General features: G+C 61.0%; 20 protein-coding genes. 7 read left to right on the forward strand and 13 right to left on the reverse strand.

What is annotated here, in order from left to right; genetic code table 11:
- Positions 1-51: 51 nt before the first annotated feature.
- Complete coding sequence (locus tag SBA_RS20365; RefSeq protein WP_261937449.1) at positions 52-546, reverse strand: SRPBCC domain-containing protein; 495 nt, start codon at positions 544-546, stop codon at positions 52-54.
- A 455-nt stretch (positions 547-1,001) separates the two neighbouring features.
- Between SBA_RS20365 and SBA_RS20370 the strand changes: the two genes are divergently transcribed.
- Positions 1,002-1,793, forward strand: coding sequence for an SDR family NAD(P)-dependent oxidoreductase (locus SBA_RS20370; RefSeq protein ID WP_261937450.1), 792 nt, complete (start codon positions 1,002-1,004; stop codon positions 1,791-1,793).
- Between the two features lie 79 nt (positions 1,794-1,872).
- On the opposite strand, the gene SBA_RS20375 is transcribed toward SBA_RS20370, so the two are convergent.
- Positions 1,873-2,553 carry a TetR/AcrR family transcriptional regulator gene (locus tag SBA_RS20375; protein ID WP_224548995.1) on the reverse strand — a complete coding sequence of 227 codons (681 nt, stop codon included), beginning with the start codon at positions 2,551-2,553 and terminating at the stop codon, positions 1,873-1,875.
- Between the two features lie 308 nt (positions 2,554-2,861).
- On the opposite strand from SBA_RS20375, the gene SBA_RS20380 reads away from it, so the two are divergent.
- The gene (locus SBA_RS20380) at positions 2,862-4,001 is read left to right on the forward strand and encodes an LLM class flavin-dependent oxidoreductase (protein ID WP_261937451.1); all 1,140 of its coding nucleotides are present in this window, start codon (positions 2,862-2,864) and stop codon (positions 3,999-4,001) included.
- A 57-nt stretch (positions 4,002-4,058) separates the two neighbouring features.
- On the opposite strand, the gene SBA_RS20385 is transcribed toward SBA_RS20380, so the two are convergent.
- The 4 genes from SBA_RS20385 to SBA_RS20400 are packed head-to-tail and all read right to left on the reverse strand — an operon-like array spanning position 4,059 to position 7,692.
- Positions 4,059-4,661: a TetR/AcrR family transcriptional regulator gene (locus SBA_RS20385; RefSeq protein ID WP_261937452.1), complete on the reverse strand. Its 603-nt coding sequence runs from the start codon at positions 4,659-4,661 to the stop codon at positions 4,059-4,061.
- Between the two features lie 56 nt (positions 4,662-4,717).
- On the reverse strand, positions 4,718-5,653 hold the full coding sequence (locus SBA_RS20390; RefSeq protein ID WP_261937453.1) for an SMP-30/gluconolactonase/LRE family protein: 936 nt from the start codon (positions 5,651-5,653) through the stop codon (positions 4,718-4,720).
- 19 nt (positions 5,654-5,672) lie between these two features.
- Positions 5,673-6,524: a crotonase/enoyl-CoA hydratase family protein gene (locus tag SBA_RS20395; RefSeq protein WP_261937454.1), complete on the reverse strand. Its 852-nt coding sequence runs from the start codon at positions 6,522-6,524 to the stop codon at positions 5,673-5,675.
- A 58-nt stretch (positions 6,525-6,582) separates the two neighbouring features.
- Entirely contained in the window at positions 6,583-7,692 is a 1,110-nt protein-coding gene (locus tag SBA_RS20400) for an LLM class flavin-dependent oxidoreductase (RefSeq protein WP_261937455.1), read from the reverse strand.
- Between the two features lie 289 nt (positions 7,693-7,981).
- Here SBA_RS20400 and SBA_RS20405 point away from each other — a divergent pair, with 289 nt between their 5' ends.
- A complete protein-coding gene (locus SBA_RS20405) occupies positions 7,982-9,667 on the forward strand; it encodes a class I adenylate-forming enzyme family protein (protein ID WP_261937456.1) in 1,686 nt (561 codons plus the stop codon).
- 31 nt (positions 9,668-9,698) lie between these two features.
- A complete protein-coding gene (gene ribB, locus SBA_RS20410) occupies positions 9,699-10,835 on the forward strand; it encodes a 3,4-dihydroxy-2-butanone-4-phosphate synthase (protein ID WP_261937457.1) in 1,137 nt (378 codons plus the stop codon).
- 36 nt (positions 10,836-10,871) lie between these two features.
- On the opposite strand, the gene SBA_RS20415 is transcribed toward ribB, so the two are convergent.
- From SBA_RS20415 to SBA_RS20425, 3 genes are read right to left on the reverse strand one after another with little or no spacing between them, the layout of a single operon-like run.
- Complete coding sequence (locus SBA_RS20415) at positions 10,872-11,363, reverse strand: flavin reductase family protein (protein ID WP_224549003.1); 492 nt, start codon at positions 11,361-11,363, stop codon at positions 10,872-10,874.
- A gap of 8 nt (positions 11,364-11,371) precedes the next feature.
- Positions 11,372-12,625 (reverse strand): cytochrome P450, encoded by a 1,254-nt coding sequence (locus tag SBA_RS20420; protein WP_224549004.1) that lies wholly within the window; start codon positions 12,623-12,625, stop codon positions 11,372-11,374.
- A gap of 12 nt (positions 12,626-12,637) precedes the next feature.
- Positions 12,638-13,720, reverse strand: coding sequence for a zinc-binding dehydrogenase (locus SBA_RS20425; RefSeq protein WP_261937458.1), 1,083 nt, complete (start codon positions 13,718-13,720; stop codon positions 12,638-12,640).
- A 340-nt stretch (positions 13,721-14,060) separates the two neighbouring features.
- On the opposite strand from SBA_RS20425, the gene SBA_RS20430 reads away from it, so the two are divergent.
- The 3 genes from SBA_RS20430 to SBA_RS20440 all read left to right on the forward strand — a co-directional run bounded on the left by SBA_RS20430 (position 14,061) and on the right by SBA_RS20440 (position 16,471).
- On the forward strand, positions 14,061-14,807 hold the full coding sequence (locus tag SBA_RS20430; protein ID WP_261937459.1) for an SDR family NAD(P)-dependent oxidoreductase: 747 nt from the start codon (positions 14,061-14,063) through the stop codon (positions 14,805-14,807).
- A gap of 22 nt (positions 14,808-14,829) precedes the next feature.
- Entirely contained in the window at positions 14,830-15,600 is a 771-nt protein-coding gene (locus tag SBA_RS20435; protein ID WP_261937460.1) for an enoyl-CoA hydratase-related protein, read from the forward strand.
- A gap of 100 nt (positions 15,601-15,700) precedes the next feature.
- On the forward strand, positions 15,701-16,471 hold the full coding sequence (locus SBA_RS20440) for an SDR family NAD(P)-dependent oxidoreductase (protein ID WP_261937461.1): 771 nt from the start codon (positions 15,701-15,703) through the stop codon (positions 16,469-16,471).
- 36 nt (positions 16,472-16,507) lie between these two features.
- Here the strand turns inward: SBA_RS20440 and bktB are convergent, their stop codons facing one another.
- The 4 genes from bktB to SBA_RS20460 form a co-directional block, all read right to left on the reverse strand.
- Positions 16,508-17,689: a beta-ketothiolase BktB gene (gene bktB / locus SBA_RS20445; protein WP_261937462.1), complete on the reverse strand. Its 1,182-nt coding sequence runs from the start codon at positions 17,687-17,689 to the stop codon at positions 16,508-16,510.
- 121 nt (positions 17,690-17,810) lie between these two features.
- Positions 17,811-19,445: a flavin-containing monooxygenase gene (locus SBA_RS20450; RefSeq protein ID WP_261937463.1), complete on the reverse strand. Its 1,635-nt coding sequence runs from the start codon at positions 19,443-19,445 to the stop codon at positions 17,811-17,813.
- A 119-nt stretch (positions 19,446-19,564) separates the two neighbouring features.
- Entirely contained in the window at positions 19,565-21,919 is a 2,355-nt protein-coding gene (locus SBA_RS20455) for a TonB-dependent receptor (RefSeq protein WP_261937464.1), read from the reverse strand.
- A gap of 174 nt (positions 21,920-22,093) precedes the next feature.
- The gene (locus tag SBA_RS20460) at positions 22,094-22,348 is read right to left on the reverse strand and encodes a hypothetical protein (RefSeq protein WP_261937465.1); all 255 of its coding nucleotides are present in this window, start codon (positions 22,346-22,348) and stop codon (positions 22,094-22,096) included.
- Between the last annotated feature and the right edge of the window lie 32 nt (positions 22,349-22,380).

The raw sequence follows: 22,380 nt of genomic DNA on the forward strand, positions 1-22,380 counted from the left end.
CCGGCCATAGAGGCAGCGATGCTTTCCGCCATCGGCGACCGACGGGCCGCGTCAGGTTCCGGCGCGATGCATCGCTTCGGCCCGCAGCTTCAACGCCTTTGCGGTATCGTTGAAAGCGCGCGTCACCCATGGTCCGCAAAACCGCATGACATGGATGCCATTGGGACCGGTGAAAGCATCGGTCGACTGGTAGCGGCAGGAATCCGGCCCCAGCGGCGTAATCATCTGGTCGCGCCGCGCCGGATAGGGCCAGGCTTCCGTATCCGGCAATTCCCAGGACAGCAGCGCACCTGGCTCGAACGCACAGATATATTCGCAATTGGGCGCCAGGCTGCCCGGGTCGGGATAATTCACCAAGCGCATATGGACCGCAGCGCCCATCTCCAGCGTCGATTGCGCCCAGACACAAAAGGGGTTCCATTCGCCATAGCGCGGCATGTCGGTCAATATGTCCCACACCAGCATTGCCGGCGCCGCTATCTCCACCGGGTCGGATGCCACCAGGATCGACGGATCATAAAGGGCAAAGGGATTGTAAGGCGGCATCGTTTTCCTGCTCCGATTTTATGTCATTTTTTTATATTTTTCCTTTGATATACATATCATTTAGTTTCATCCAATACGCATATTGAAAATATGTGCCGGATTCATGCATAGATCGAAACGACATTGCCGGCATCTGCGATTTCCCCGGTGGCAGGCGCCAGATGGGCGGCGCCACATGCTCGCTACCCCTGTCCGGTTCACAGGGCCGCGGATAGTCGATGCACGGCTCATGCCGCGGGTGCCCGGACGGGCATATCCATGCAGGCGATCGGCATGATCTTGCGAACCTCATGAAAAGACGCATATATATGAATATATATTCATATTAATCAATATTGCGTATTATAATGATATTTTTATCACGCATTATATCAATTAATTCTTGCGCACATCTTGGGCGATCGGCTAGGCAGCGCGATATCAAGGCCAAAGATGGCAGCGATGGGAGAGCGGACATGACGGGACGGATGCAGGGCAAGGTGGCGATCGTCACCGGTGGCGCGCGGGGCATGGGCGAGGCGACCTGCCGCCTTTTCGCCAGGGAGGGCGCGATCGTCGTCGTCGCCGATCTGCTGGAGGCGGAAGGCGCCGCGCTGGCGGCCGACATCGGCGGGGATGCGATGTTCGCGCGGCTGAATGTCGCGGAGGAGGGTGACTGGATCGCGCTGGTTGATGCCGTTCTAGCGCGCCACGGCCGGGTCGATGCGCTGGTCAACAATGCCGGGGTCGCCGCCTTCGCGCCGCTGGAAGCGCTGGAGGTCGCGGATATCGACCGGGTGCTGGCGGTCAATGTGAAGGGACCAATGCTGGGCCTGAAACATGTCGGCCGGGCGATGCGGGAGGCCGGGCGCGGCGCGATCGTCAACATCGCATCGGTGGACGGCTTTCGCGGGGTCAATTCGCTGGGCCTCTACAGCAGCTCAAAATGGGCGGTGCGCGGCCTTACCAAGACGGCGGCGCTGGAATTCGGCCCGCATGGCGTGCGCGTCAATTCGGTCCATCCCGGCGGCGTGGATACGGTCATGGGGAATCCGCAGGGCCAGCAGGGCGCCGAACGCAACGAAAGCTATGGCCGCGTACCGTTGCAGCGTATCGGCGAACCGGAAGAAATCGCCGCAGCCAGCCTGTTCCTCTGTTCCGACGAGGCCAGCTATATCAGCGGGGCGGAACTGGCGGTCGATGGCGGCTGGGCCGCTGGCTATTATCACCATTTCCTGCCCGGCGCGCCGGCCGGCCTTTCGGCCTGACCCACCGCGCCCGACCATATCCTTGGGCGGCAGCTTTTCAACGCGGCCATTTGAAAGCCAGGTCAGATGGCCCTTTGGCTCATGCCGATGCGGTGCCCACCGAAGCCAATCGAAGCGGCATACACATGCTGCCGACGATCTGCTCCATCGTATCCTCCAACGCATCCGGAAAGGATTCGCCGAACGCGGCCTCATCGGTGCCATGATGGCGCATGAGAATGTTGAGGAACATGAGACTGACGCTGATCAATCGCCGTTGCGCCACATAGGGCGGCAGATAATCGACCCGCTGCCGCATCAGCCGCAATGCCGCCGTCAGATTGGGCGGCTCCGACCCGCCAAAGTCGCCAAAGTCCGGCGATCGGCTCTGCAGCAGATATTGGCTCAGAAAACTCGCATAAGAATGGTTGCCGTCCGCATCCTGCAGGTCGAGCTGGGGCAGGAGAATGATTTCGAGGATGGTCCGTGCGTCCTTCAGCGCACCCGTCATCCGGGCCCGGTCGAGCATCGCACCGCGCTCCGGCTCCATCTGCTCCATGCGATAGTCGAAGATGGCGCGAACCAGCCCCTCGCGCGAACCGAAATGATATTGCACGGCCGCATGATTGCCCTGCCCCGCCTTGGTCGCAATCTCCCGCATCGAGGCGCCGTTGATGCCATTTTGCGCAAAAAGCTGCTCTCCCGCCAGGATTAGCCGCGTTTTGCCGTCAATCGCTTCGCTCACCGGCAGGACTTGCATTTCAATTTCCCGCTTCGCCACTGCAATATCCTAAAACAAGTGTAATATTTCTGCATCGCGATGGATCGGCGCAACGCGCCACGAATCTGCCGGACAATTGGCATGAGGGCCAGAAAATATCAAGATCATCGCGATCTTCGAGGAAAGACGGATTTAACACGCCGTCATTACCCGGCCGAAAATCGCGCTGCCCGTTCCGTGAATTTACACTTGACTTAAATCTGCCTTAGCGACTATTCCCTAATCGTCATTAGACAGCCTGTGCCGGACCCGCGCCAAGACGGTCGAAAAATCGGCACGAAGCAATAGACGCTCAAGGAGAGACTCGCATGGCGATGGAAACCGGCCTCATCTTTCACCCCTATATGCGCCCCGGACGCACGGCCAGGCAGACGTTCGAATGGGGGGTGCAAAATAGCGTAGCTTGCGACAAAGCAGGCTTCACCTCGATGATGATCTCCGAACATGCGTCGCAGATCTGGGAAAATATTCCCAATCCGGAACTGATCATGGCCGCAGCCGCGCTGCAGACCAGCCAGATCCGGTTCGCGCCGATGGCGCACATCCTGCCTCACCAGCATCCCACCAAGCTCGCCGTGATGATCGGCTGGCTGTCGCAAATCCTGGAGGGACGCTATTTTCTGGGAATCGGCGCAGGCGCCTATCCGCAGGCGTCCTACATGCACGGCATCAAGGATGCGGAACCGCAGATGCTCAACGAGATGGTCCGCGAGTCCTTGACCATCATGGAGAAGATCTGGAAGCGCGAGCCCTTCTTCTATGAGGGCAAATTCTGGGACGCGGGTTTCCCCGAGGAAGCGCCGGCCGAAACCGAAGATGACGAGCAGCATATGCTCGCGAATTTCGCGCCCTATAACGGCGCATTGCCGGAAATCGCGGTGACCGGATTCAGCGCCAACTCCCCGTCGATGAAGCTGGCCGGCGAGCGCAATTTCAAGCCGGTCTCGATCTTTTCGGGCCTGGACGCCCTCAAACGTCACTGGGAAATCTATTCCGAAGCCAATATCAAGGCCGGATTTACCCCCGATCGCCAGCGTCACGCGGTATCGCAGACCGTGTTCTGCGCCGATACGGACGCGGAAGCCAAGCGGCTCGTCATGGAAGGCCCGATCGGCTACTGCTTCAACAAATATCTGATCCCGATCTGGCATCGCTTCGGCATGATGGATGGCTTCGCCAAGGATGCGGGGATTGATCCGGCCGATGCCGACCTCGAATTCCTGGTCGACAATGTGTTCGTCGTCGGTTCACCCGATACCGTGGTCGACAAGTTGAACACATTGTTCGAAGGATGCGGCGGCTGGGGCACGCTGCAGGTCGAATCCCACGATTATTATGATGACCCCGCCCCCTGGTGGAACTCGCTGGAACTGATCTCCAAGGAAGTCGCGCCGCGGGTCAAGCTGCCCGGCGCCGCAGCCGCCGCCGAGCGCACGGTAGCGGCCTGAAAGGCGGTAGCCATAGGGGCTGGGGGAATGAAAATCCCCCCAGCCCCCATGCGCAGCTTACATGGCGCCGGGCCGGCTGCCGGCAAACCCGTGCAGCAACAGGTCCGCCGCCTGTTCCGCGATCTGGGCCGGTGCCAATTTCCCCGGCCGATACCAGGACGAGCAGGAATCCAGCATGGCGATCAGGAATTTCCTGACGACGGTGGCATCCAGCGCTGCGCTGGCGCTGCCGTCCGCCTGCGCGGCGACGATGAGATCGCGCCAATAATTGTCGAAGCTGGAATAGGCCGCCAGCACGCGTCGCCGCATCTCGTCCGGCAGATCTTCGAACACGCGGGCGACGGCGGAGGAATAATCGTCGCCTGACAACAGAAAGTCGATATGCGCCACGATGGCGGCCCTGAGGCGGACCATCGGCGCGGCATCCGGCCCCAATACCTCGACCCTGGCCACGATATGGCGGCTATTGCGGTAAATACCTTCCATCATCACCTGTTCGACCAGATGATCCTTGGAGGGGAAATGATGATAGATACTGGGCGCCAACATGCCGGCGCCCTTCGCTATTTCACTGAGCTTCGCGCCTGCCAGTCCCTTCTGCCGGAGCGCTGTCGCGGCGGAATCGAGAATGCGCGTTCGGCCATTATCTACGTGTGCCATAATCTCCCTTAGCAAAAATATAAGGGAATGACAGCCTTATGGGGAGCGGCCGCCCCCTAGCCGGCATAAGGCACGTTAGGGACGCCCGGTGCGGGCGGGTCCAGTATCTCGAACAGCCCGCCTGCAAGCGGTTGCCGGGCGAACGTTTCGGCAGAAAACCCTTGCGACCCGGTGATAAGAAACAGGCGGCCATGGCCGCTGCCGCCAAAAGCCGGACGCAGGCCGCGGCGCACCGGCAGCCGGCGCTCCTCAAGCAATGTCGCGTCCGGGGCGAAGCGCCGCAGCATCCAGCTTTCATAGAAGGCCATCCAGATACAGCCTTCGACATCCACCGCCATGCCGTCGGGATAGCCGTCTTCCGGCTTGAAGTTCAGGAAGTCGCGGCGGTTCGACAGGATACCGTCGTCCGACACGTCATAGGCCCAACTGACCAGCGGCATGGAATCGTTCACATAGGCGGTCCGTCCGTCCGGGCTGAAGGCGGGACCGTTAGCCGTCACGATATTGCGTTCCTGCGTGCTGACGGCGCCATCGGCGTCCAGCCGATAGAGCTCGCCAGTATTGCGGACATCGAGCTTGCCGAGCGTGCTTTCCTTGTCGTCCACGGTCGTGCTTTCATCCCATTGGCTGGAATCGCACGAGCCTGACCAGTAGCGTCCCATGCGATCGGTGACGCCGTCGTTCAGCCGGGCAATCGCGGGATTGGGAATCGGATGGATGAACGGCGCGTAGATCTGCCTGTGGGGATCGACATGGGCAAAGCCGTCGGCGCAGGAGGCGACGAAGCCTCCACTGGCCCGAGGCGCGATCGCACTGATCCAGGCCGGCGCATCCCAACGCCCCGTCCGGCCGCTGTCGAGATGAAACCAGTTGATGCTGGGCGCTTCGATATCGACCCAGTAGATGCAGCCGTCCCGATCGTCCCAGACCGTGCTCTCGCCCAATATCGCCTTGGCGTCCCACAGGCACCGCCAGCCTTCGCCTTCCATCATCGCCCGTTCCTATCCGTTGTCACAGTTTGATTATCGGATCGCCAAAGGGTTCGTCGCGCTGGCGCACTGCTTCCTTCAGTCCTTCGCTGCGCACCGTCTCGTTGAACCGCGTGCGGCTGGCGGCCAGATGCCCGCGCGCGTCCATCTCGGCCGACATGCGCTGCAATGTCCGGGCGCCCATCAATTCCAGGCCGATGTTGACGATCCGCTTGTTGGCGCTCAGCAGGTCGGCGTCGATCAGGGCGAGGCGGGCTGCGAGCGCCGCCACCTCCGCGTCGAGCTGGTCGGCAGGGACTGCTTTCAGCACCAGCCCGATTTGCGCCGCATCCACGCCCCGGATCGAATCTCCGGTCAGCAGCAGCCGCTTGGCCCATTGCGGACCCACCAGATACAGCCACATATGGCTGGGAAGGGAGCCCTGGGAGCGGGCCGGCGGAAAGCCGAACAAGGCGTCATCGGCACAAATCACCATGTCGCATAACAGCGCAAGATCGGTCCCGCCCGCCAGGCAACGGCCATGGATTTGCGCGATGACCGGCTTGTGCATGTCGAAGAGCGCCATCCGCAGCCGCTGCGCCTTTTCCTGGTGCCAGCTATCATCGTCGAATTTCGCACGCCCGCGCCTGTGATCGACCTGTCCCGGTATCGGCTGATCATATTTCTGAAGGTCGTAGCCGGAACAGAAATCCGGCCCCGCCGCCTTCAGTACGACGGCGTGCACGCGATTATCTTCGTCGGCCTCCCACAACAGAGCGCTGAGCCGCTCCTGCAACGGCTCGCTCAGGGCATTGCGCTTTTCCGGCCGATTGAGCGTGATCCACGCCGTTCCATCCCGGATTTCGTAAAGCAGTTGCTGCGCTACATCTTCCATGTGCATCCTCTCTCATTCCCGCAGCGGCGTCTTGCGCGCCGTGGCGGACAGTAACAGCTCAGGCCACCGTTTGCAGCGGGGTGGGCGACACGGCCGGGGCGGAAACGTCTATGGCCTTGAGGTGCGGCAGCACTTTACGGGCGAAAAGCTCGTAATTGTCCCGGCCGACGTCGAACGGCATGTCCCCGAACTGGGTGTAGATGATGAAGCTGCCGACATCGAAGCGCTCGACCATAGCCTTCAGTTTTTCCACGACTTCTTCCGGGCGTCCCCATATCTGGAGATCAGCCAGAAAGTTGTTGAACTTGTCGATACCATGTTTCTCGACGCTGTTGGCCAGGGCGCCGTAATATTCATAGCCTTCTATCTTCTCGAACTCCTTGTTCCCGAACTGATAGAAGGACGAGGTCGATCGGGCATATTCGACCAGATATTTGTCGCGCATTTCCTGCGCCTTGGCGGCATCCTCGTTCACCGCGACGAACGCCACGACCACGGGCTTGGGCGCCGGACGCCCCTGCATGGCGAAGAAGCGATCGCGATAGCTGGCCACATCTTCGGCGACGCGGTCCCAGGGCTTCTGGGCAATGATCATCAGGCCGACATCCAGATTGGCCATCAGCTTGACCGATTCCGGCGACACCGCCGATGCGAATACCCGGCCGCGATAGCTGGCATAAGGCCGCGGCCGCAGTTCGACGCGCGGCTGCTGCAGATATTTGCCGTCATATTCCATGACCCCGGTTTCCAGCGCATCCAGCAGCGCCTCGGCATATTCGCGGAACCGGTGACGCGCTTCGCCCATCGGCACCTGGAACCCGTCAAACTCGCCCTTGCCCAGCCCCCGGCCGATCCCCAGGATGGCGCGACCTTCGGATAACTGGTCCAGCAGAAGGAAGCTTTCGGCGATGCGGACCGGATTCTGCCAGGGCAGCACGGTCACCGTCGTGCCCAGCTTGATCCGACTGGTCTTGGCGGCCACCCAGGACAGGAACTGGGGCACGTTGGGCGTCATCATGTAGCCGGTGAAATGATGCTCCGGCGTCCAGACGGAGTCAAAGCCGCGGTCTTCGGCTCCGGCGGCAAGCGCCAGCTCGTGCCTGAATACCTCGATATCGCTGACCTGGTCCTTCAGATTTTGGAACGTCAGCCCCAGACCCACATCCATAAATGCCTCCAAAATATTCCATCTAAGTTAGACTAATCAAAATTAGGTTGCTTTGGCAAGCCCTCGATCGAAACTTTAGCCTGGAACCGACCATACGGTCCGACGTCAGGCCCTATGATCAAATTCTTTCAAAAGATTTATATCTTTTTATATCAGTTATTTATTAGAATTAACGCCGATTTTCGACGGATGAATGTCTGCGCGCGTGCGCAATTGAAATGGGAACCATGCTTGACGCAAACCGACGCAGACGGCATATTAATTGATATTAGGTAGAGGAGATGCCCCGGTGATCGAGGCCATAGCAGAACGGCGGCGGGCGATGTCCGATCGGCACCCCGTGTGGGAAGAGACGACGCTGGACGCCTATCTGGCGCACGCGCAGCGCCATTTCGCTGCGAAGCCCCTCGTCATCACCGATGCCGAAACGCTCGATTATGCCACGGTCCACATGCAGGCGGAGCGGTTCGCCGCAGCACTGTCCGCGCTTGGCATCTCCCGTGGCGACCGGGTCGGGCTGCTGCTGGCCAATTATCCGGTTACGGTATCGCTGATGTTCGCGATCTGGCGGGCAGGCGGAGTCGCCGTGGCGATCAATACCCTCTATGCCCCCAGGGATCTGGAATATGCCGTTCGGGAAGCCGGCTGCAATTTCCTCATCAGCATGGCGCGCTTCGGGTCGCGCCGCTACGATCTGGAGCTCGACGCCCAGGCGCCGGGCTGGCGGAGTGGCGCGTGCGCCGCCTTACCGGAATTGCGCGGCGGGCTGGTCTATGACGCAGAAGCCCCACAGGAGTTTCTCGCCGCCCTGCCCGTTGGCGCTTTGCCGGCAAAGGGCGCCGAACCACATGATCCGGCCGTCATCATGTTCACGTCAGGCACCACCGGATCACCGAAAGGGGTCATGCAGACCCATGACAATCTGTTGCGGGCGGCCTATGCCGGCGCTTATCATCAGGCCTTCGAAGAGGGGCGGCGCGCCGTATTCTCGCTGCCGCTCTATCATGGCTTCGGCCTGGTCGTCGGCCTGCTGTCGGGCATGATCGTCGGGGGATCGATCGTCCCCCTGCTCCGTTTCGATGCCGATGCGCTGCTGACGGCGACGGAACGCCATCGCGCCACCTATCTGATGGGCGTGCCCACCATGACGATCGCGATGATGGAGCAGGCGAAAGTCAAATCCTACGACCTCGGCTCGCTCACCGCCGTCCACAGCGCGGCGGCGCCGACCCCAAGCTGGGTGTGGCGGGACATACAGGAGACATTGGGATGCCGCGAAATTTTCACCAGCTACGGCCAGACCGAAGCGACGGCGACGATCGTCTGCACCCAGCCGGGTGATCCGATCGACATCGTTGCCGAGACGCAGGGCTGCATCGTGCAGGCGGGCGTCGCCGGTATCGCGGAGCAGGACGGCCGTATCTGCGAGTTCAAGACCATCGATCCCGTCACCGGAGCCGATCTGCCACCGGGCGTCGCGGGCGAGCTCTGCACGCGCGGTCCGATGAACAGCCTGGGCTATTTTCGCCGACCGGAAGACACGGCAAAGCTGTTTCTGCCCGGCGGCTGGCTGCGCACGGGCGATCTGGGACAGTTCCGGCCGGACGGCAACCTGTTCCTGACCGGACGATCGAAGGAATTGTACAAGAGCCGCGGCGAGCTGGTGTCGCCAAAGGAACTGGAGCAGCTCGTCACCACCCATCCCGCGATCGGCCAGGCCTTCTTCATCGGGATGCCGGACGATCGCTGGGGCGAGTGTGGCTGCGCGTGGATCGTCCGCATCGAAGGCCAGGCCGTGTCAAAGGACGACATCCTGGCCTGGCTGAAGCCGCAGGTCGCCGGATACAAGCTACCGCGCGACATCTGGTTCATCGCGGAGGGGGACTTGCCAAAAACCGGCACGGGCAAGGTCCAGAAGAATGTTTTGAAAGAGATGGCGCTGGCCCATCTCGCCGCACAACGGGGCGCGGCCTGAACGCGCCGCCAGAATATGGAAAGACGGATCGATGAGTAGCGAAGGCATTTCGTCCATAGAGGACATCATTCAGGACGCGATAAACGGGCTGCCCTATATTCTGGTCGATGCCGACGATCGCGAGAATGAAGGCGACGTCATCATCCCCGCCCAGTTCGCGACACCGCGCCAGATCAACTTCATGGCCAAACATGCGCGTGGCCTGATCTGCCTGGCGATGACCAAATCACGGGCCGATCAGCTCAAACTGCCGCCCATGGCCGTCAACAACCAGTCGGGGCACGGCACCGCCTTCACCATATCGATCGAGGCGCGCGAAGGCGTCACCACCGGCATTTCCGCGCAGGACCGCGCACACACCATCGCCGTGGCGGTCGATCCGACCAAAACCCCGTCGGACATCGTGTCGCCGGGGCATGTCTTCCCGCTGACCGCGCGCGACGGCGGCGTGCTGGTGCGGGCCGGCCATACCGAGGCAGCCGTGGACATCTCCCGCCTTGCCGGGCTGACCCCGGCCGGGGTCATCTGCGAAGTCATGAATGACGATGGCAGCATGGCGCGCCTGCCCGAACTGCTCGTCTTCGCCCAGGAACATGGGTTGAAGGTAGGCACGATCGCCGACCTGATCGCCCACCGGCGACGGTTCGAAAAGCTGGTCGAACGGGTCGCGAGCGCGCCTTTCCACAGTTTTTACGGTGGCGACCTGACCATCCATGTCTATCGCAATCTGGTGGATGGCGGCGAGCATGTCGCCTTGGTCAAGGGCGAGGTCCGGCCGGACCGCGATACGCTGGTCCGCGTGCATCAGGTCGATATCGCGACGGACATGCTCGGATGGTCCCAGGCGCATCCCGACTATGTGCCGCAAGCGCTCAAGGCGATTGCCGCGCACGAGGGTCAGGCAGTCGCGGTGTTCGTGCGCGATCCCAGCCCGGACTCCATCTCGAAGCGGATCGAGGGCGGGCGCAAAAGCTATCATGAGACCCATGCCACGCGCGATTATGGCATAGGCGCGCAGATATTGCTGGACCTGGGCGTACGGCAGATGACGTTGCTGACATCGAGCAAAGCGAAGCTGGCTGCGCTCGAAGGGTTTGGCCTGACGGTGGTCGATCGAATGCCTCTGCGCGATACCGACGACGCGACCGCGCACATAGTGGCCGATTGAAACGGAGGGCGGCTTTCGTCGCCCTCGCTCGCAGCGTCACAACAGAGGCGAAACTTTCCCATATCGGCCCTTGTGGAACAACAAGGGCGCGCCGGGATGGTGGATATCGAGGGCATGGACTTCGCCGACGGCGATATAATGATCGCCGGCCTCGTGGATCGCATGGAAGGAACAGTCGATCCAGGCCAGAGCGCCGTCCAATATCGGTGCGCCACGCGCCGACAGATGATGCGGCACCCCGTCAAATTTGGCCGGGTCTTTGGACGCCAGCGTCCGGCAAAGGCCCTCCTGATCGTCGGCCAGCACATTCACGCAAAATCCGCCGCAGGCTTCTATCTTGGGCCAACTGGATGACGCCTTGTCCGGGAAGAAGGCGACCAAAGGCGGATCGAGCGACACGGACGTGAACGACCCGACGATCATCGCGGCAGGCGTCCCGTCCCGCTGCGTCGCGGTAATGGCGCACACGCCGGTCGGATAATGGCCCAATATCTGCCGGAAAGTGGCGGCGTCGGCGACTATGGACATGCTCTTCTTCAAACCTTCCAGACCAGCGGGATATTTTCGACGGCCGATACGATTCCTGCATGATAGACGGGCGCCGCGCCTTCCTCCAGAGCAAAATGCGGAATGCGGGCCAGCCATTCCTGCAACATGACCAGCACTTCCATGCGCGCCAGATGCATACCCGCACAACGATGCGGCCCCTGCGCGAACGTCGAATGCGCGACGTTGCGGCGGGACAGATCGACCTTCATGGGGTCGTCATGCTGGCTATCGTCCAGGCCGTGCAACGCCGTGGGCAGCAGGATCAGATCGCCCGCCCTGAGCTGCGTACCGTAATATTCCATATCCTCCACCACATAGCGCGCATCGGATACGACGGCGAAGCGACGGAACATCTCTTCCACGCCGCGCTGAAGTTTCATCGGATCGGCGATCATCTCCTCGACCGTCTCGGGATGGCGGGCGAGGTAGATCATCATGAAGCTGAGGAAGTTGACGACGGTATCGAGCCCGCCCAGCAACAGCAGCGAGACGAGGCCGAGCATCTTGTCCTCGGGCATCGGCGCACCGTTGATTTCGCTGTTCACCATCTGCGTGATGAGGTCGGTGCCCGTGCCGCCGCGCCGCTGCGCGATGATGGGCGCCACATAGGCGAAGAAGCCCGCATTCGCCTCTCGCAAGGATCGCCCCTGTTCTTCGGGCGTATTCCCGGACGGACGGGTCATTTCCTTGGCCAGCGCATTAAGACCTGCGGCATCCTCCATCGGCAGGCCAGCAAGCGCCAGGAAGACCTTGACCGGGAAGATGTTGGCGAAATCCCTGGCGAAGTCGCAATGGCCCTGTGCTGCAAACCCCTCGATCAGGTCGATCGCGACGGCCCGCACATCGCTTTCGACCTTGCGAATCTGGGCCAGGTTCAGCCCCTTGTCGATCGCCTTGCGATAGGGCGTATGTTCGGGCGGGTCCATCTTGGTAGGGACCATGTCATAGGCCTCGCCGGCTTCGCGCGGCACCCAGATGACCCGGCTCGAAAAACGGTCGGGACTGCGATAGATTTCATCGATCAGCGTGCCGCGCGTCGCGATCCAGTGACCGCCGGTAAAAGGCGTCCAGACCAGCGGTGGGGTGTCGGGCTGCTGCACCTTCTTCCAGGCTTCATGCACGCCCTCCTCGATGCCATCCAGATCGTAGATGTCGATGTCGCGCACCAGTGGCGCGGGCACATAATCGGGAATTGGCATCCGGTGCTTGGCGGATGGCGGGGCGATCGTGTCGACGGTCATGCCGGCGTCCTTTCAGCTGATGGTGGGATCGATGACGGCCTTGGTGGCGACGCCATTTTTTGTGACGGTAAGGGCCTCAGCCGCCTGGCCGATGCCGAAGCGATGGCTGACCAGTGCGGCAAGCGGCACCTGGTTCTGCACCCGCGCCGCAAACTGCATCCCTTGATAATAGTTTTTGGGGGCCGGGAAGGAGGCGCCGCCGATGGTCAGGTTTTTCAGCGTCAGGTCGCGCGGGGAGATGGGTTGCGTGCCGATCGCACCCCACAGGCCCAATATGATGTAGCGGCTATGGATGCCGCTGATGTCCACGCCCTCCGGGAAGGCGGGCAGCGCACCCGCCGCCTCTATGACGATGTCCGGCCCCTGTTTGCCGATCCGGTCGTAGATCATGCGCTTGCGCTCGTCGGGCGCCAGGCTGAGCGATACGGTCGCAGTCGCGCCCAATGTCATGGCCGCCTCCAGACGGGCTTGTGCGCCGTCGATGACGATGATCTCGCGCGCGCCGGCCTGCGCCGCGACGAGGACGGCGGACAGGCCGACCGGCCCCGCGCCCTGGACGACCACCGAATCGCCGAAGCGAACCGGCCCGCAACGGTCGAACCCCCGCAGGACGGTTGGCAGCGCACAGCCGAGCGCCGCGATCGCTTCAGGCTGCGCGCCGTCGGGCAGGCGATAGAAAGGCATGTTGTTGGGCAGCCATGCATAGTCGGCATAACTGCCCCAGTTGGGCTTGGCGGCATCCTCGAAATATTGGCTGTTCTCGCATGGCGTCTGCTCCAGCACGGTGCAGGAATAGCAGCGATGGCACAGCGCGATCGGCGACCAGATGACCAGATCGCCGGCCTTGACGGGGACGCCCGCATAATCGGTGGAGACGCCGGCGCCCAACTGGGTGATCTCACCGACGCCTTCATGTCCCAGAATGATCGGGAAGGGCATCTCGCCAGCTTCGCCGGTCAGGATATGAACGTCGCTGCCGCATACGCCACCCAATATCGTACGAACGAGCGCGCCGCCCGGTTCGGGCGCATGGACTTCGACATCCCATGTTTCGAGTCGGTTCTTTTCAACGAGCACTGCGGCTTTGCCGTACATGGCCTATCCTCTCGATAACGACCCGATTTTGTCCCGCCATCTCGCTATGACGGCGTCCGCCCGGCTTGCTCAAGCCTGCGATATATCAAACTAATCGTAATTAGATAAACTATGCAACAGCAAATTCTTTCGACACATCACGGCTTGGGCATATCCAGAATGTAGTGGCAGGCATAATAAATTTATATCTCTGTTTTTATTGATTTAAATATATGATCTTGTTCAGCATCATGCGCGGAGAAAGGGAGCGACATGCAGGTGGTCCTTGACTTTCCGGTCACGTGGCGTTTTGTATAACGAAAATTAGGTTAACGCCAAACGGCTGAGCATAGGAGAGAATATGGGTCGCCTCACGGGAAAAACCGCCATCATCACGGGCGCGGCGCGCGGCATGGGGGCGTCACACGCCCGCCTGTTCGTGCAGGAGGGCGCCAACGTCATCCTGACCGATCGCAATGTCGAAGGCGGCGAAGCGCTGGCCGCCGAGCTTGGCGAAGCGGCGACGTTCGTCGTCCATGACGTCACCCAGCCGGAATCATGGAACGATGTCATCGCGGCCGCCGTGAACAGCCATGGCACGATCGACATTCTGGTCAACAATGCCGGCATATTGGGGCCGATGGCGACCACCGTCGACCTGACCGAAGACGGCTATGATCAGGTGTGCGCGATCAACCAGCATTCCGTCTTCTACGGCATGAAGGCGGTGCTGCCGGTGATGGTCAAAGCCGGACGCGGGTCCATCGTCAACATATCCTCGATCGCGGGAATGGCCGCGAACTACGGCTTCCCCAGCCTGGCCTATGTCGCGAGCAAATTCGCGGTGCGCGGCATGACCAAGGCGACGGCGATGGAATATGGGAAACATAATATCCGGGTGAATTCCGTCCATCCCGGCTTCATCCAGACGCCGATGATGGTCGAGGCGACCGATGAGGTCGGCGGTGAAGCGCTTGCCCAGATTCCGCTGGGTCGCATCGCCGAGCCGATCGAGGTTTCGAACCTCGTCCTGTTCCTGGCCTCCGATGAATCCTCTTACATCACCGGGTCCGAACATCTCGTCGATGCCGGCATGTTGGCGCATTGAGCGCCGGACGGAGCCAAAGCTCATGGCATCGATCGCATTTGAGGTCCGGGGAAAGCTGGCCGAGGTTCGCCTCAATCGGCCTGCGGCCCTCAACGCGATCGATGCGGAGATGGACGCAGCGTTGGCCCGTGCATGGGCGCGGATCGACAGCGATCCTGATATTCAGCTCGCGGTTCTTACAGGTGCAGGCGACCGGGCCTTTTGCGCAGGCGCCGATATCTCGAACCCGCCCGCGGGAGAAGACGGGCGTTCTTTCGGCGGCGGGCTGACTGGCATCGGCGGCCGGCTGATACCGTTGCAGAAACCATTGATTGCAGCGGTCCACGGCCATGTCCTTGGCCTTGGCTTCGAACTGGCGATGTGCGCCGATATCCTGATTGCAGCGGACGATACCCAATTCCGCTTGCCAGAAGCGCGGGCGGGATTCATCGACCATTGCGGGGTCGTGCATCGCGCCATCCGTCAACTGCCCCACCATGTCGCGTTGGCGATGATCATGGCGAGTGAACCGCTCGATGCCGCCCGCGCCCTGCAATTCGGCCTGGTCAATGAGACCGCGCCGATGGCCGATCTTGCGGCCGCGACCGAACGGTGGAGCGAGAAGCTCCTCGCCTGCGCACCCCTGGTATCCCAGGGCGGCAAGCAAGCCGCTATGTTGGGTCTGGAACATGGGCTGAGGGACGCGCTCGAACGACGCTATCCGCTCATCGATGCCTATGCCGCGACGGAAGATTGCGTCGAAGCCGCTTCGGCCTGGAAGGAAAAGCGCGTGCCGAGGTGGCGGGGCCGGTGACGCGCGCGAGTCGATGCGCGGCGCCCCTCCCCTGGTCGCGGACATAGCCCCGATGGAAAATCCGTTGCAGCGCTGCTGCTTGAAGAAAGGTGCTACTCATATGGAACTGCACGACAAGAAGATCATCGTGACCGGCGCGGCGCAGGGCATCGGGGCATCCGCCCTTCGCGCCTATGTCGCAGCCGGCGCGCAGGTCGTCGCGATGGACATCGACGTGACGCAGGGGGAGGCGATCGCCGCCAGCGCAACCGCCAAAGGGCCAGGCGCCGCTTTCTTCATCAGATGTGACGTAGGCGATCGCGCGGAAGTCGACGCCGCTTTCGATGCGGCCGCAGCGCGACTGGGGGGCCTTGATGTGCTGGCCCATATCGCGGGCGTCCATCGCCATGCCCCCACGCATGACGTCCCTGACGAGACGCTGGCCTGGCTTTTCAACGTCAATGTGAACGGCACCATCTATACCAATGGCGCCGCCTATCGGCACATGCCGCAAGGTGGCTCGATCATCAATTTCGGGTCGGAATCCGGCCTGACCGCCGAAATCAACAATGCCGTCTATGGCGCATCCAAGGCGGCGGTCCACGCCTGGACCCGCAGCGTCGCGCGCGAATGGGGCAAAAGGAACATTCGCATGAATGCGGTGCTGCCCTATATAGTGACGCCGATGTACGCGCGCTTTCGCGACGCCTTGTCCCCGGAAGACCTGGCCGCCCATGACAAGGCGACCGCCGAGCAAATCCCGCTGGGCGGGAAATTCGGTGATGCCGACACGGATCTGGCCCCGGTGCTGCTGTTCCTGGCCAGCGATGGCGCCCGCTTCATCACCGGGCAACTCATCCCGGTCGATGGCGGACTGATATCCGTTCGGTAATCCCGGCGGGGATCGACAGGCGCGCTACCGGACGGGCTATGCCATGCGCTCTACCACCATGGCGATGCCCTGTCCGCCGCCGATACACATGGTGATCAAGCCGTAGCGGCCCTTGATGCGCTCCAGTTCGTAGATCGCCTTGACGGTCAATATCGCGCCGGTCGCGCCGACCGGATGACCCAGAGCCACGCCAGACCCGTTCGGATTGACCTTCGCCGGATCGAATTTCAGGACTTTGGCGACGGCGCAGGCCTGGGCCGCGAAGGCTTCGTTCGATTCGATCACATCCATCTGGTCGAGGGTAAGACCCGCCCGCTCAAGCGCGATGGGAACGGCCTTGACCGGGCCGATGCCCATGCGGTCCGGCTGCACGCCGGCATGACCCCATGCGACGATCCGGGCCAGCGGTTTCAGATTTCCCGCGTCCACGGCCGCCTGCGACGCGAGAACCAGGGCAGCAGCACCGTCGTTGATCCCCGAAGCATTGCCGGCGGTTACGGTACCGTCCGCCTTGAAGGCGGGCTTCAGACCGGCAAGCTGTTCCGCGCTGGCATCCGCGCGAACATGCTCGTCGGTGTCGAACAGCCTCGTCCCTTTCCGATCCTTGACCGTGATCGGCAGGATTTGCGACGAAAAGCGTCCTTCGCGCTGGGCACGGGTCGCCCGGTAGTGGCTTTCGACGGCCAGGCGATCCTGATCCTCGCGCGAGATGGCATGATCTGCGGCCACATTTTCAGCAGTCACGCCCATATGCATGCCTTCGAACGGGTCGCTCAACACCGCGATCAGGGCATCGACCATCTTGACGTCGCCCATCTTCTGCCCGAACCGGGCCGCGGCGACATGGTGCGGGGACCGGGTCATCGATTCCGCGCCACCGGCGACAGCGAAATCGCATTCACCCAGGGCCAGCATCTGCGCGGCGGAGATGATTGCCTGGACACCCGAACCGCATAGCCGGTTCAGCGTGAGGGCGGGCGCCTCGATCGGAACGCCGGCTTCGACCGCAGCCACCCGCGCCAGATAGGCGTCCTTGGGTTCGCTGGGGATGACGTTGCCCATGACGACATGGCCGATCTGATCGGCCGCGACACCGGACCGTGCGATCGCTTCGGCTATGACCGCGGCGCCCAGTTTCGCGGGCGGATAATCCTTCAGGCTGCCGCCAAAGTCGCCTATCGCAGTACGAACGCCCGCCAGAATATATACAGGTGTCATAAGCGCTCCTTAAACTGGGTAACGAGATACAGGCGGCGAACATCATGTGATCGGTGGTGTCCGCTATGGCCGCGTGGATAGCCGTCGATGCCGCATATGCGCAAGCCGCAACCGGCCCGCATCATGCAAGTTCGAAACCCTCATAGCCGCTATAGGCGACCTCCTCGCAACGCTTGCGATATTCCGGGCCACCACCGACATAGACGAGGGTGCGACGCACGGTGGTGCCATCCGGCTTGTGCGTCACCTTCACCCACCAGGCATTGGTGTCGGCCATCAGCGTCCTGGCAAAGTCCGCATAGACCGCGTCGGTCCACTGTTTTTCGGCTGCCTGCGAGGGCTGCGAACGGCTATAGTTGCCAGCCTTCATATAGCATAGCATCTGCGTGACCCATTCGGCCTGCAGCGCGCCGCACACCCCGACATTGCAAAAGGCCGAACCATTGTGCGGGCCGACCAGCGTATAGAAATTTGGAAATCCGCGAGCCTGGAGCCCCAGATAGGTGGAAGGGCCATCGGCCCAGGCGTCGACCAGACGCAGGCCGTCCTGACCACGGATATCGATCCGGTCGAGCGATCCGGTTATGCCATCGAATCCGGTCGCAAAGATGACGACGTCCAGATCATAGATCTGGCCGTCGATCTTTGCGCCGCGTGCGACGAACTCGTCGATGGGCGTCGTCTTTATGTCGACCAGATGGACGTTGGACTGGTTGTAGCTTTCATAATAGTTGGTTTCCATGGGCACGCGCTTCGCACCGAATGGATGGTCGACCGGAATGAGCTTTTCGGCCACTTCCGGATCATTGACCCGCTGCCTGATCTTGTCGGCGACAAAATCCGCCAATATCTTGTTCGATTCCTTGCTCAGCAACAGGTCGCGAAAGCTGCTCAGCCAGATGCCATAGCCGGGACGATCATAAAGCATTTCAAAAAATGCGCTTCGCTCCTTTTCCGGGACTTCGGATGTTTTGCGCGTATCGCGATGATAGGGGAAGGCGGTGGGCGTCGTCTTCACATATTCGAGTATGGTGGGGAAACGCGATTTGATGAGATCCATTTCCGCGTCGCTCAGAGCCGAATTGCCAAGCGGCGTGCACCAGTTGGGCGTGCGCTGGAAAACGAACAGATCCTGTGCCGTTTCCGCGACGATGGGAATGATCTGGACGCCGGTGGCGCCGGTGCCGATCACGCCGACGCGCTTGCCGGTAAAGTCGATATCCCTTGGCTTCCCTTCCGCGTCTGTCGGCCAGCGCGACGAATGGAAGGCTTCGCCCCGGAACAGGTCCAGCCCCTTATAATAGGGCATGCTGGATGCCGACAGCGGACCGGTGGCCGATATCAGATAGCGGCAGGTCAGATCGGTGCCGTCGTCCAGCCGGACATTCCAGACATTGGTCTCGTCGTCATAGTGCGCGGCCAAGACCTTCGTCTTGAACTTGTAGAACCGACGGATGTCCATCTTGTCGGCCGCAGCATTGACGTAACGCAGCATTTCGGGCTGGCCTGCGAAATTCTCGCTCCATCGCCATTCGGGCATGATGCCCTTGAGCGCGAAATAGCCATAGGCGTAGCTTTCCGTATCCAGTCGGCATCCCGGATAGCGGTTCCAGTACCAGGTACCGCCGACATCTCCGGCGGCATCGACACCCAATACGCTCATCCCATTCTGGTCGAGCAGATAGGTTTGATAGATGCCGGTGATGCCCGCACCGATCACGACCGCGTCATAATCGGGATTGCTGATAGTCGGCATGTCCTGTGATTTTCCTGGCGCGAGGGTTGATGGGACGTCGCCGACCGATATGCGATGGGTGCCTGGACATGGGAGATGGAGGGCAGGGACCATTTCCCCCTGCCCTCCAAGATGCGATTTCAGAAGCGGTAGGTCACTTCCGCGCCGAACGTCTGGGGCTCACCCCAGATCGCCGTATTGAAACCGCCGCTGCCGCCTTCGACATAACCCGAATTATAGTAGAATTCGTCGAGCAGGTTCTTGGCATAAGCCGCGACCGAGAATTTACTGCCCATAACATCGTTCCAGCTCAGCCGGACATCGACGGTTGCATAGCCGGGCAATTTGGTGCGGGGCGTGATCGAGCCTTCATTGTTGGAGAAATGGGTGGACGTCTGGCCGAACACGTCAGTGCGCAGTTTTACCTTACCGATGTCTTCCGACAGCGGCATGGTGATCTCGGCAAAGACCGAACCTGCCCATTTGGGCGCGTCCGAATAGGTATCGAACGGAATGATCGGCCCGCCCAGCGGCGCGAGATCAACGATGTTCTGGGTGAACTTCGCATCGGTATAGGCGCCCGATATGCCCAGTTCCAGCCAATCGCTCGGCTTGATGTTCGCGTCGAATTCCACGCCCTGGATGCGCTTTTCGGGCACGTTGACGGTGAAGGCCGACGGGCCTGCGCCCAGATCGACGAACAGGGAATGCTGGGCGTGTTTCACGATCTGGCGGTAGAGGGCCAGATTGATCCGTGTCGGCATCGACCCCAGATAGTCGTTGAACTTGTAGCCCAGTTCGAAGTCGTAGGTGTTTTCGTTGCCGAAGAAGTTGGCATTGTTGAACGGACCGACCGCACCATTGAAACCGCCGGCGCGGAAGCTGCCACGCTGGGCGAAATAGACCATGTTGCCGGAATTGATCTGATACTGGATATTGAACGTCCAGCTTGGATCATGGAGCTTGGCTTCCTGTTTGAGAGGCGTGGAGCCGCTGAGATTGAACAGACTTCCCGCCTTCTGGCGAAGGCTCACCGTTTCCCAGCTATAGCGTCCGCCAGCCGTCACGCTCAGCTTGTCGGTCACAGCATAGGTCAACTGGCCGAATACCGCTTTCGACTCATTCCCGACTTGATAATTATAGGCGATGTCCGCGAGCGGCGTCGGCAGTTCCGCGCCGACGATGACAGGAATATATTCCTGCTTGGTGGTGTCGGAGTAGAACACGCCGAGGATATATTCAAGACCGCCGGTTTTACCCTGCAACTGCAGCTCATTGGAAATCCGCTCGGTCTTGAACACTTCGCCACCGGGAGGGCCGTTGCCGAGACCGGAGCGATTATAGAGGCTCAATGAACCGAAGGGCGAACCTGTCAGAATGCCCGGCGTGCGCGCGAAGGCATCTGCATAGTTGAAGATGTTCTTGAGCACGACGTCGTCGCCGATTTCCGCCTCGACGGTGTTGGTGATGAACGCGGTGTGCGCCTTGTGGGGCAGGTCGTAGCTGAGCCAGACCTTATAGGGGTTGGCCTGCTGCCATGCCAGATAGCCCGCCACCGCGCCTGGCCATGTGCCGTCGCCCCGCGGCCCATCGCCGATCAGCGGCGCGAAGGGACTGTTCGTCCCATACAGCGTGTCGAGCGTGCTGTTGAGGACATAGCCATTATTGACCTCGCCCACCTTATGATAGGAATAGAGGCCGCCCGCGCCTTCCGAGCCGCCGAAATCGCTATATTGCGCGACGGTCGTCATCTTGAAACCATCCCGCGGCTCGAGCACGACCGTGATACGACCGGACAGAGAATCGGTATCGCCCAGCGTATTGCCGGTCTTGATATTGCGAATATAACCGTCCTGCTTGTTATAGTCGCCGGCGACACGGACCTTGATGATATCGGAAACAGGAATGTCCACAGCGCCCTGAACCTGGATATAGTTGCGCTGCCCTCCCTTGACGGTCAGGAAGCCGCCGAAGTCATCACCAGGCTTGGTGGTTTCGTACAATATTGCGCCTCCGGTCGCATTGCGACCAAACAGCGTTCCTTGCGGCCCCTTGAGCACCTGCACGGAACTAAAGTCGAAAAAGGCCGTCGACGTGTTGCCTTCGGTTGCCGGCGCTTCGTTGATATAAGTGAGAACGGCGGGGCTTGAGCCGGAAAATGGGTCGAGCGTCTGGCCACGCAGCGTGAAGTTGAGCTGGTTGGAATTCTGGCCGCTCTTGACCACCAGGCCGGGGACCAGAGCCGCAAGGTCCTGCTCGCTGGCCACGTTGCGCGACTGAAGCGTATCGGCATTGAACGCCGAGACCGCGACCGGAACCTTGGACAGGGATTGTTCCCGCCGTTGCGCGGTGACGACGATGTCGGCCGGGGACGCGATTTTTTCGTTGCTCTGACCTTCGTCCCCTGCCCCCGGGGCATCCTGGCCAAATGCAGGCACCGCAGCCAACAGCCCTATAGTGGCAATGCCGCAAGCCAATTGTCGCTTACCATTCATGACGCTCTCCCATTTTGCCGTGCCCGTCCAGGCATCTTTGAGAACCTCAAACTAACTTTGATTAGGCAAATGTCAACCGGCAAGCGTGGCCAGCGGCGGTTTATGCACGCAAATGGGAAAGTACGGGCCGTCCGCTACACTGATATCTATATTTTATCGTTTTTTAACAGATATTTATAGAATTATCATTTCCAGTAAATCCTTCTTTGATTTTCGAACGAGCGAGGATTTCCGCATACCCACATGTCTTGCAAAACAAATATAAATTAGGTTGTATTGAGAGGAGTCGTCGGGGGCTGCGCCGGCTTCACGGCGGAGTGCAAGGGCAAGAGCATCAGATGCCTGTCCGGCGAGATGGCGTTGCGACGGATCCGATAGCCGCTTCCGCTCGGCCGCGTCCGCGGCCAGACCCTGCTGCGGATCGAACATAGCTTGGCGATTCTCGCCCGATGGTCCGGCCC

The sequence above is a fragment of the Sphingomonas bisphenolicum genome, from assembly GCF_024349785.1.
Taxonomy (GTDB): domain Bacteria; phylum Pseudomonadota; class Alphaproteobacteria; order Sphingomonadales; family Sphingomonadaceae; genus Sphingobium; species Sphingobium bisphenolicum.

Bases quoted from the DNA above. Each gene is read 5' to 3' on its own strand.
- SBA_RS20440 (WP_261937461.1), top strand. From the start codon at position 15,701: ATGGAACTGCACGACAAGAAGATCATCGTGACCGGCGCGGCGCAGGGC.
- SBA_RS20365 (WP_261937449.1), bottom strand. From the start codon at position 546: ATGCCGCCTTACAATCCCTTTGCCCTTTATGATCCGTCGATCCTGGTG.
- SBA_RS20430 (WP_261937459.1), top strand. From the start codon at position 14,061: ATGGGTCGCCTCACGGGAAAAACCGCCATCATCACGGGCGCGGCGCGC.
- SBA_RS20395 (WP_261937454.1), bottom strand. From the start codon at position 6,524: ATGGAAGATGTAGCGCAGCAACTGCTTTACGAAATCCGGGATGGAACG.
- ribB (WP_261937457.1), top strand. From the start codon at position 9,699: ATGAGTAGCGAAGGCATTTCGTCCATAGAGGACATCATTCAGGACGCG.
- SBA_RS20390 (WP_261937453.1), bottom strand. From the start codon at position 5,653: ATGATGGAAGGCGAAGGCTGGCGGTGCCTGTGGGACGCCAAGGCGATA.
- SBA_RS20460 (WP_261937465.1), bottom strand. From the start codon at position 22,348: ATGTTCGATCCGCAGCAGGGTCTGGCCGCGGACGCGGCCGAGCGGAAG.
- SBA_RS20380 (WP_261937451.1), top strand. From the start codon at position 2,862: ATGGCGATGGAAACCGGCCTCATCTTTCACCCCTATATGCGCCCCGGA.
- SBA_RS20435 (WP_261937460.1), top strand. From the start codon at position 14,830: ATGGCATCGATCGCATTTGAGGTCCGGGGAAAGCTGGCCGAGGTTCGC.
- SBA_RS20370 (WP_261937450.1), top strand. From the start codon at position 1,002: ATGACGGGACGGATGCAGGGCAAGGTGGCGATCGTCACCGGTGGCGCG.
- SBA_RS20450 (WP_261937463.1), bottom strand. From the start codon at position 19,445: ATGCCGACTATCAGCAATCCCGATTATGACGCGGTCGTGATCGGTGCG.
- SBA_RS20400 (WP_261937455.1), bottom strand. From the start codon at position 7,692: ATGGATGTGGGTCTGGGGCTGACGTTCCAAAATCTGAAGGACCAGGTC.
- SBA_RS20420 (WP_224549004.1), bottom strand. From the start codon at position 12,625: ATGACCGTCGACACGATCGCCCCGCCATCCGCCAAGCACCGGATGCCA.
- SBA_RS20415 (WP_224549003.1), bottom strand. From the start codon at position 11,363: ATGTCCATAGTCGCCGACGCCGCCACTTTCCGGCAGATATTGGGCCAT.
- SBA_RS20455 (WP_261937464.1), bottom strand. From the start codon at position 21,919: ATGAATGGTAAGCGACAATTGGCTTGCGGCATTGCCACTATAGGGCTG.
- SBA_RS20425 (WP_261937458.1), bottom strand. From the start codon at position 13,720: ATGTACGGCAAAGCCGCAGTGCTCGTTGAAAAGAACCGACTCGAAACA.
- bktB (WP_261937462.1), bottom strand. From the start codon at position 17,689: ATGACACCTGTATATATTCTGGCGGGCGTTCGTACTGCGATAGGCGAC.
- SBA_RS20385 (WP_261937452.1), bottom strand. From the start codon at position 4,661: ATGGCACACGTAGATAATGGCCGAACGCGCATTCTCGATTCCGCCGCG.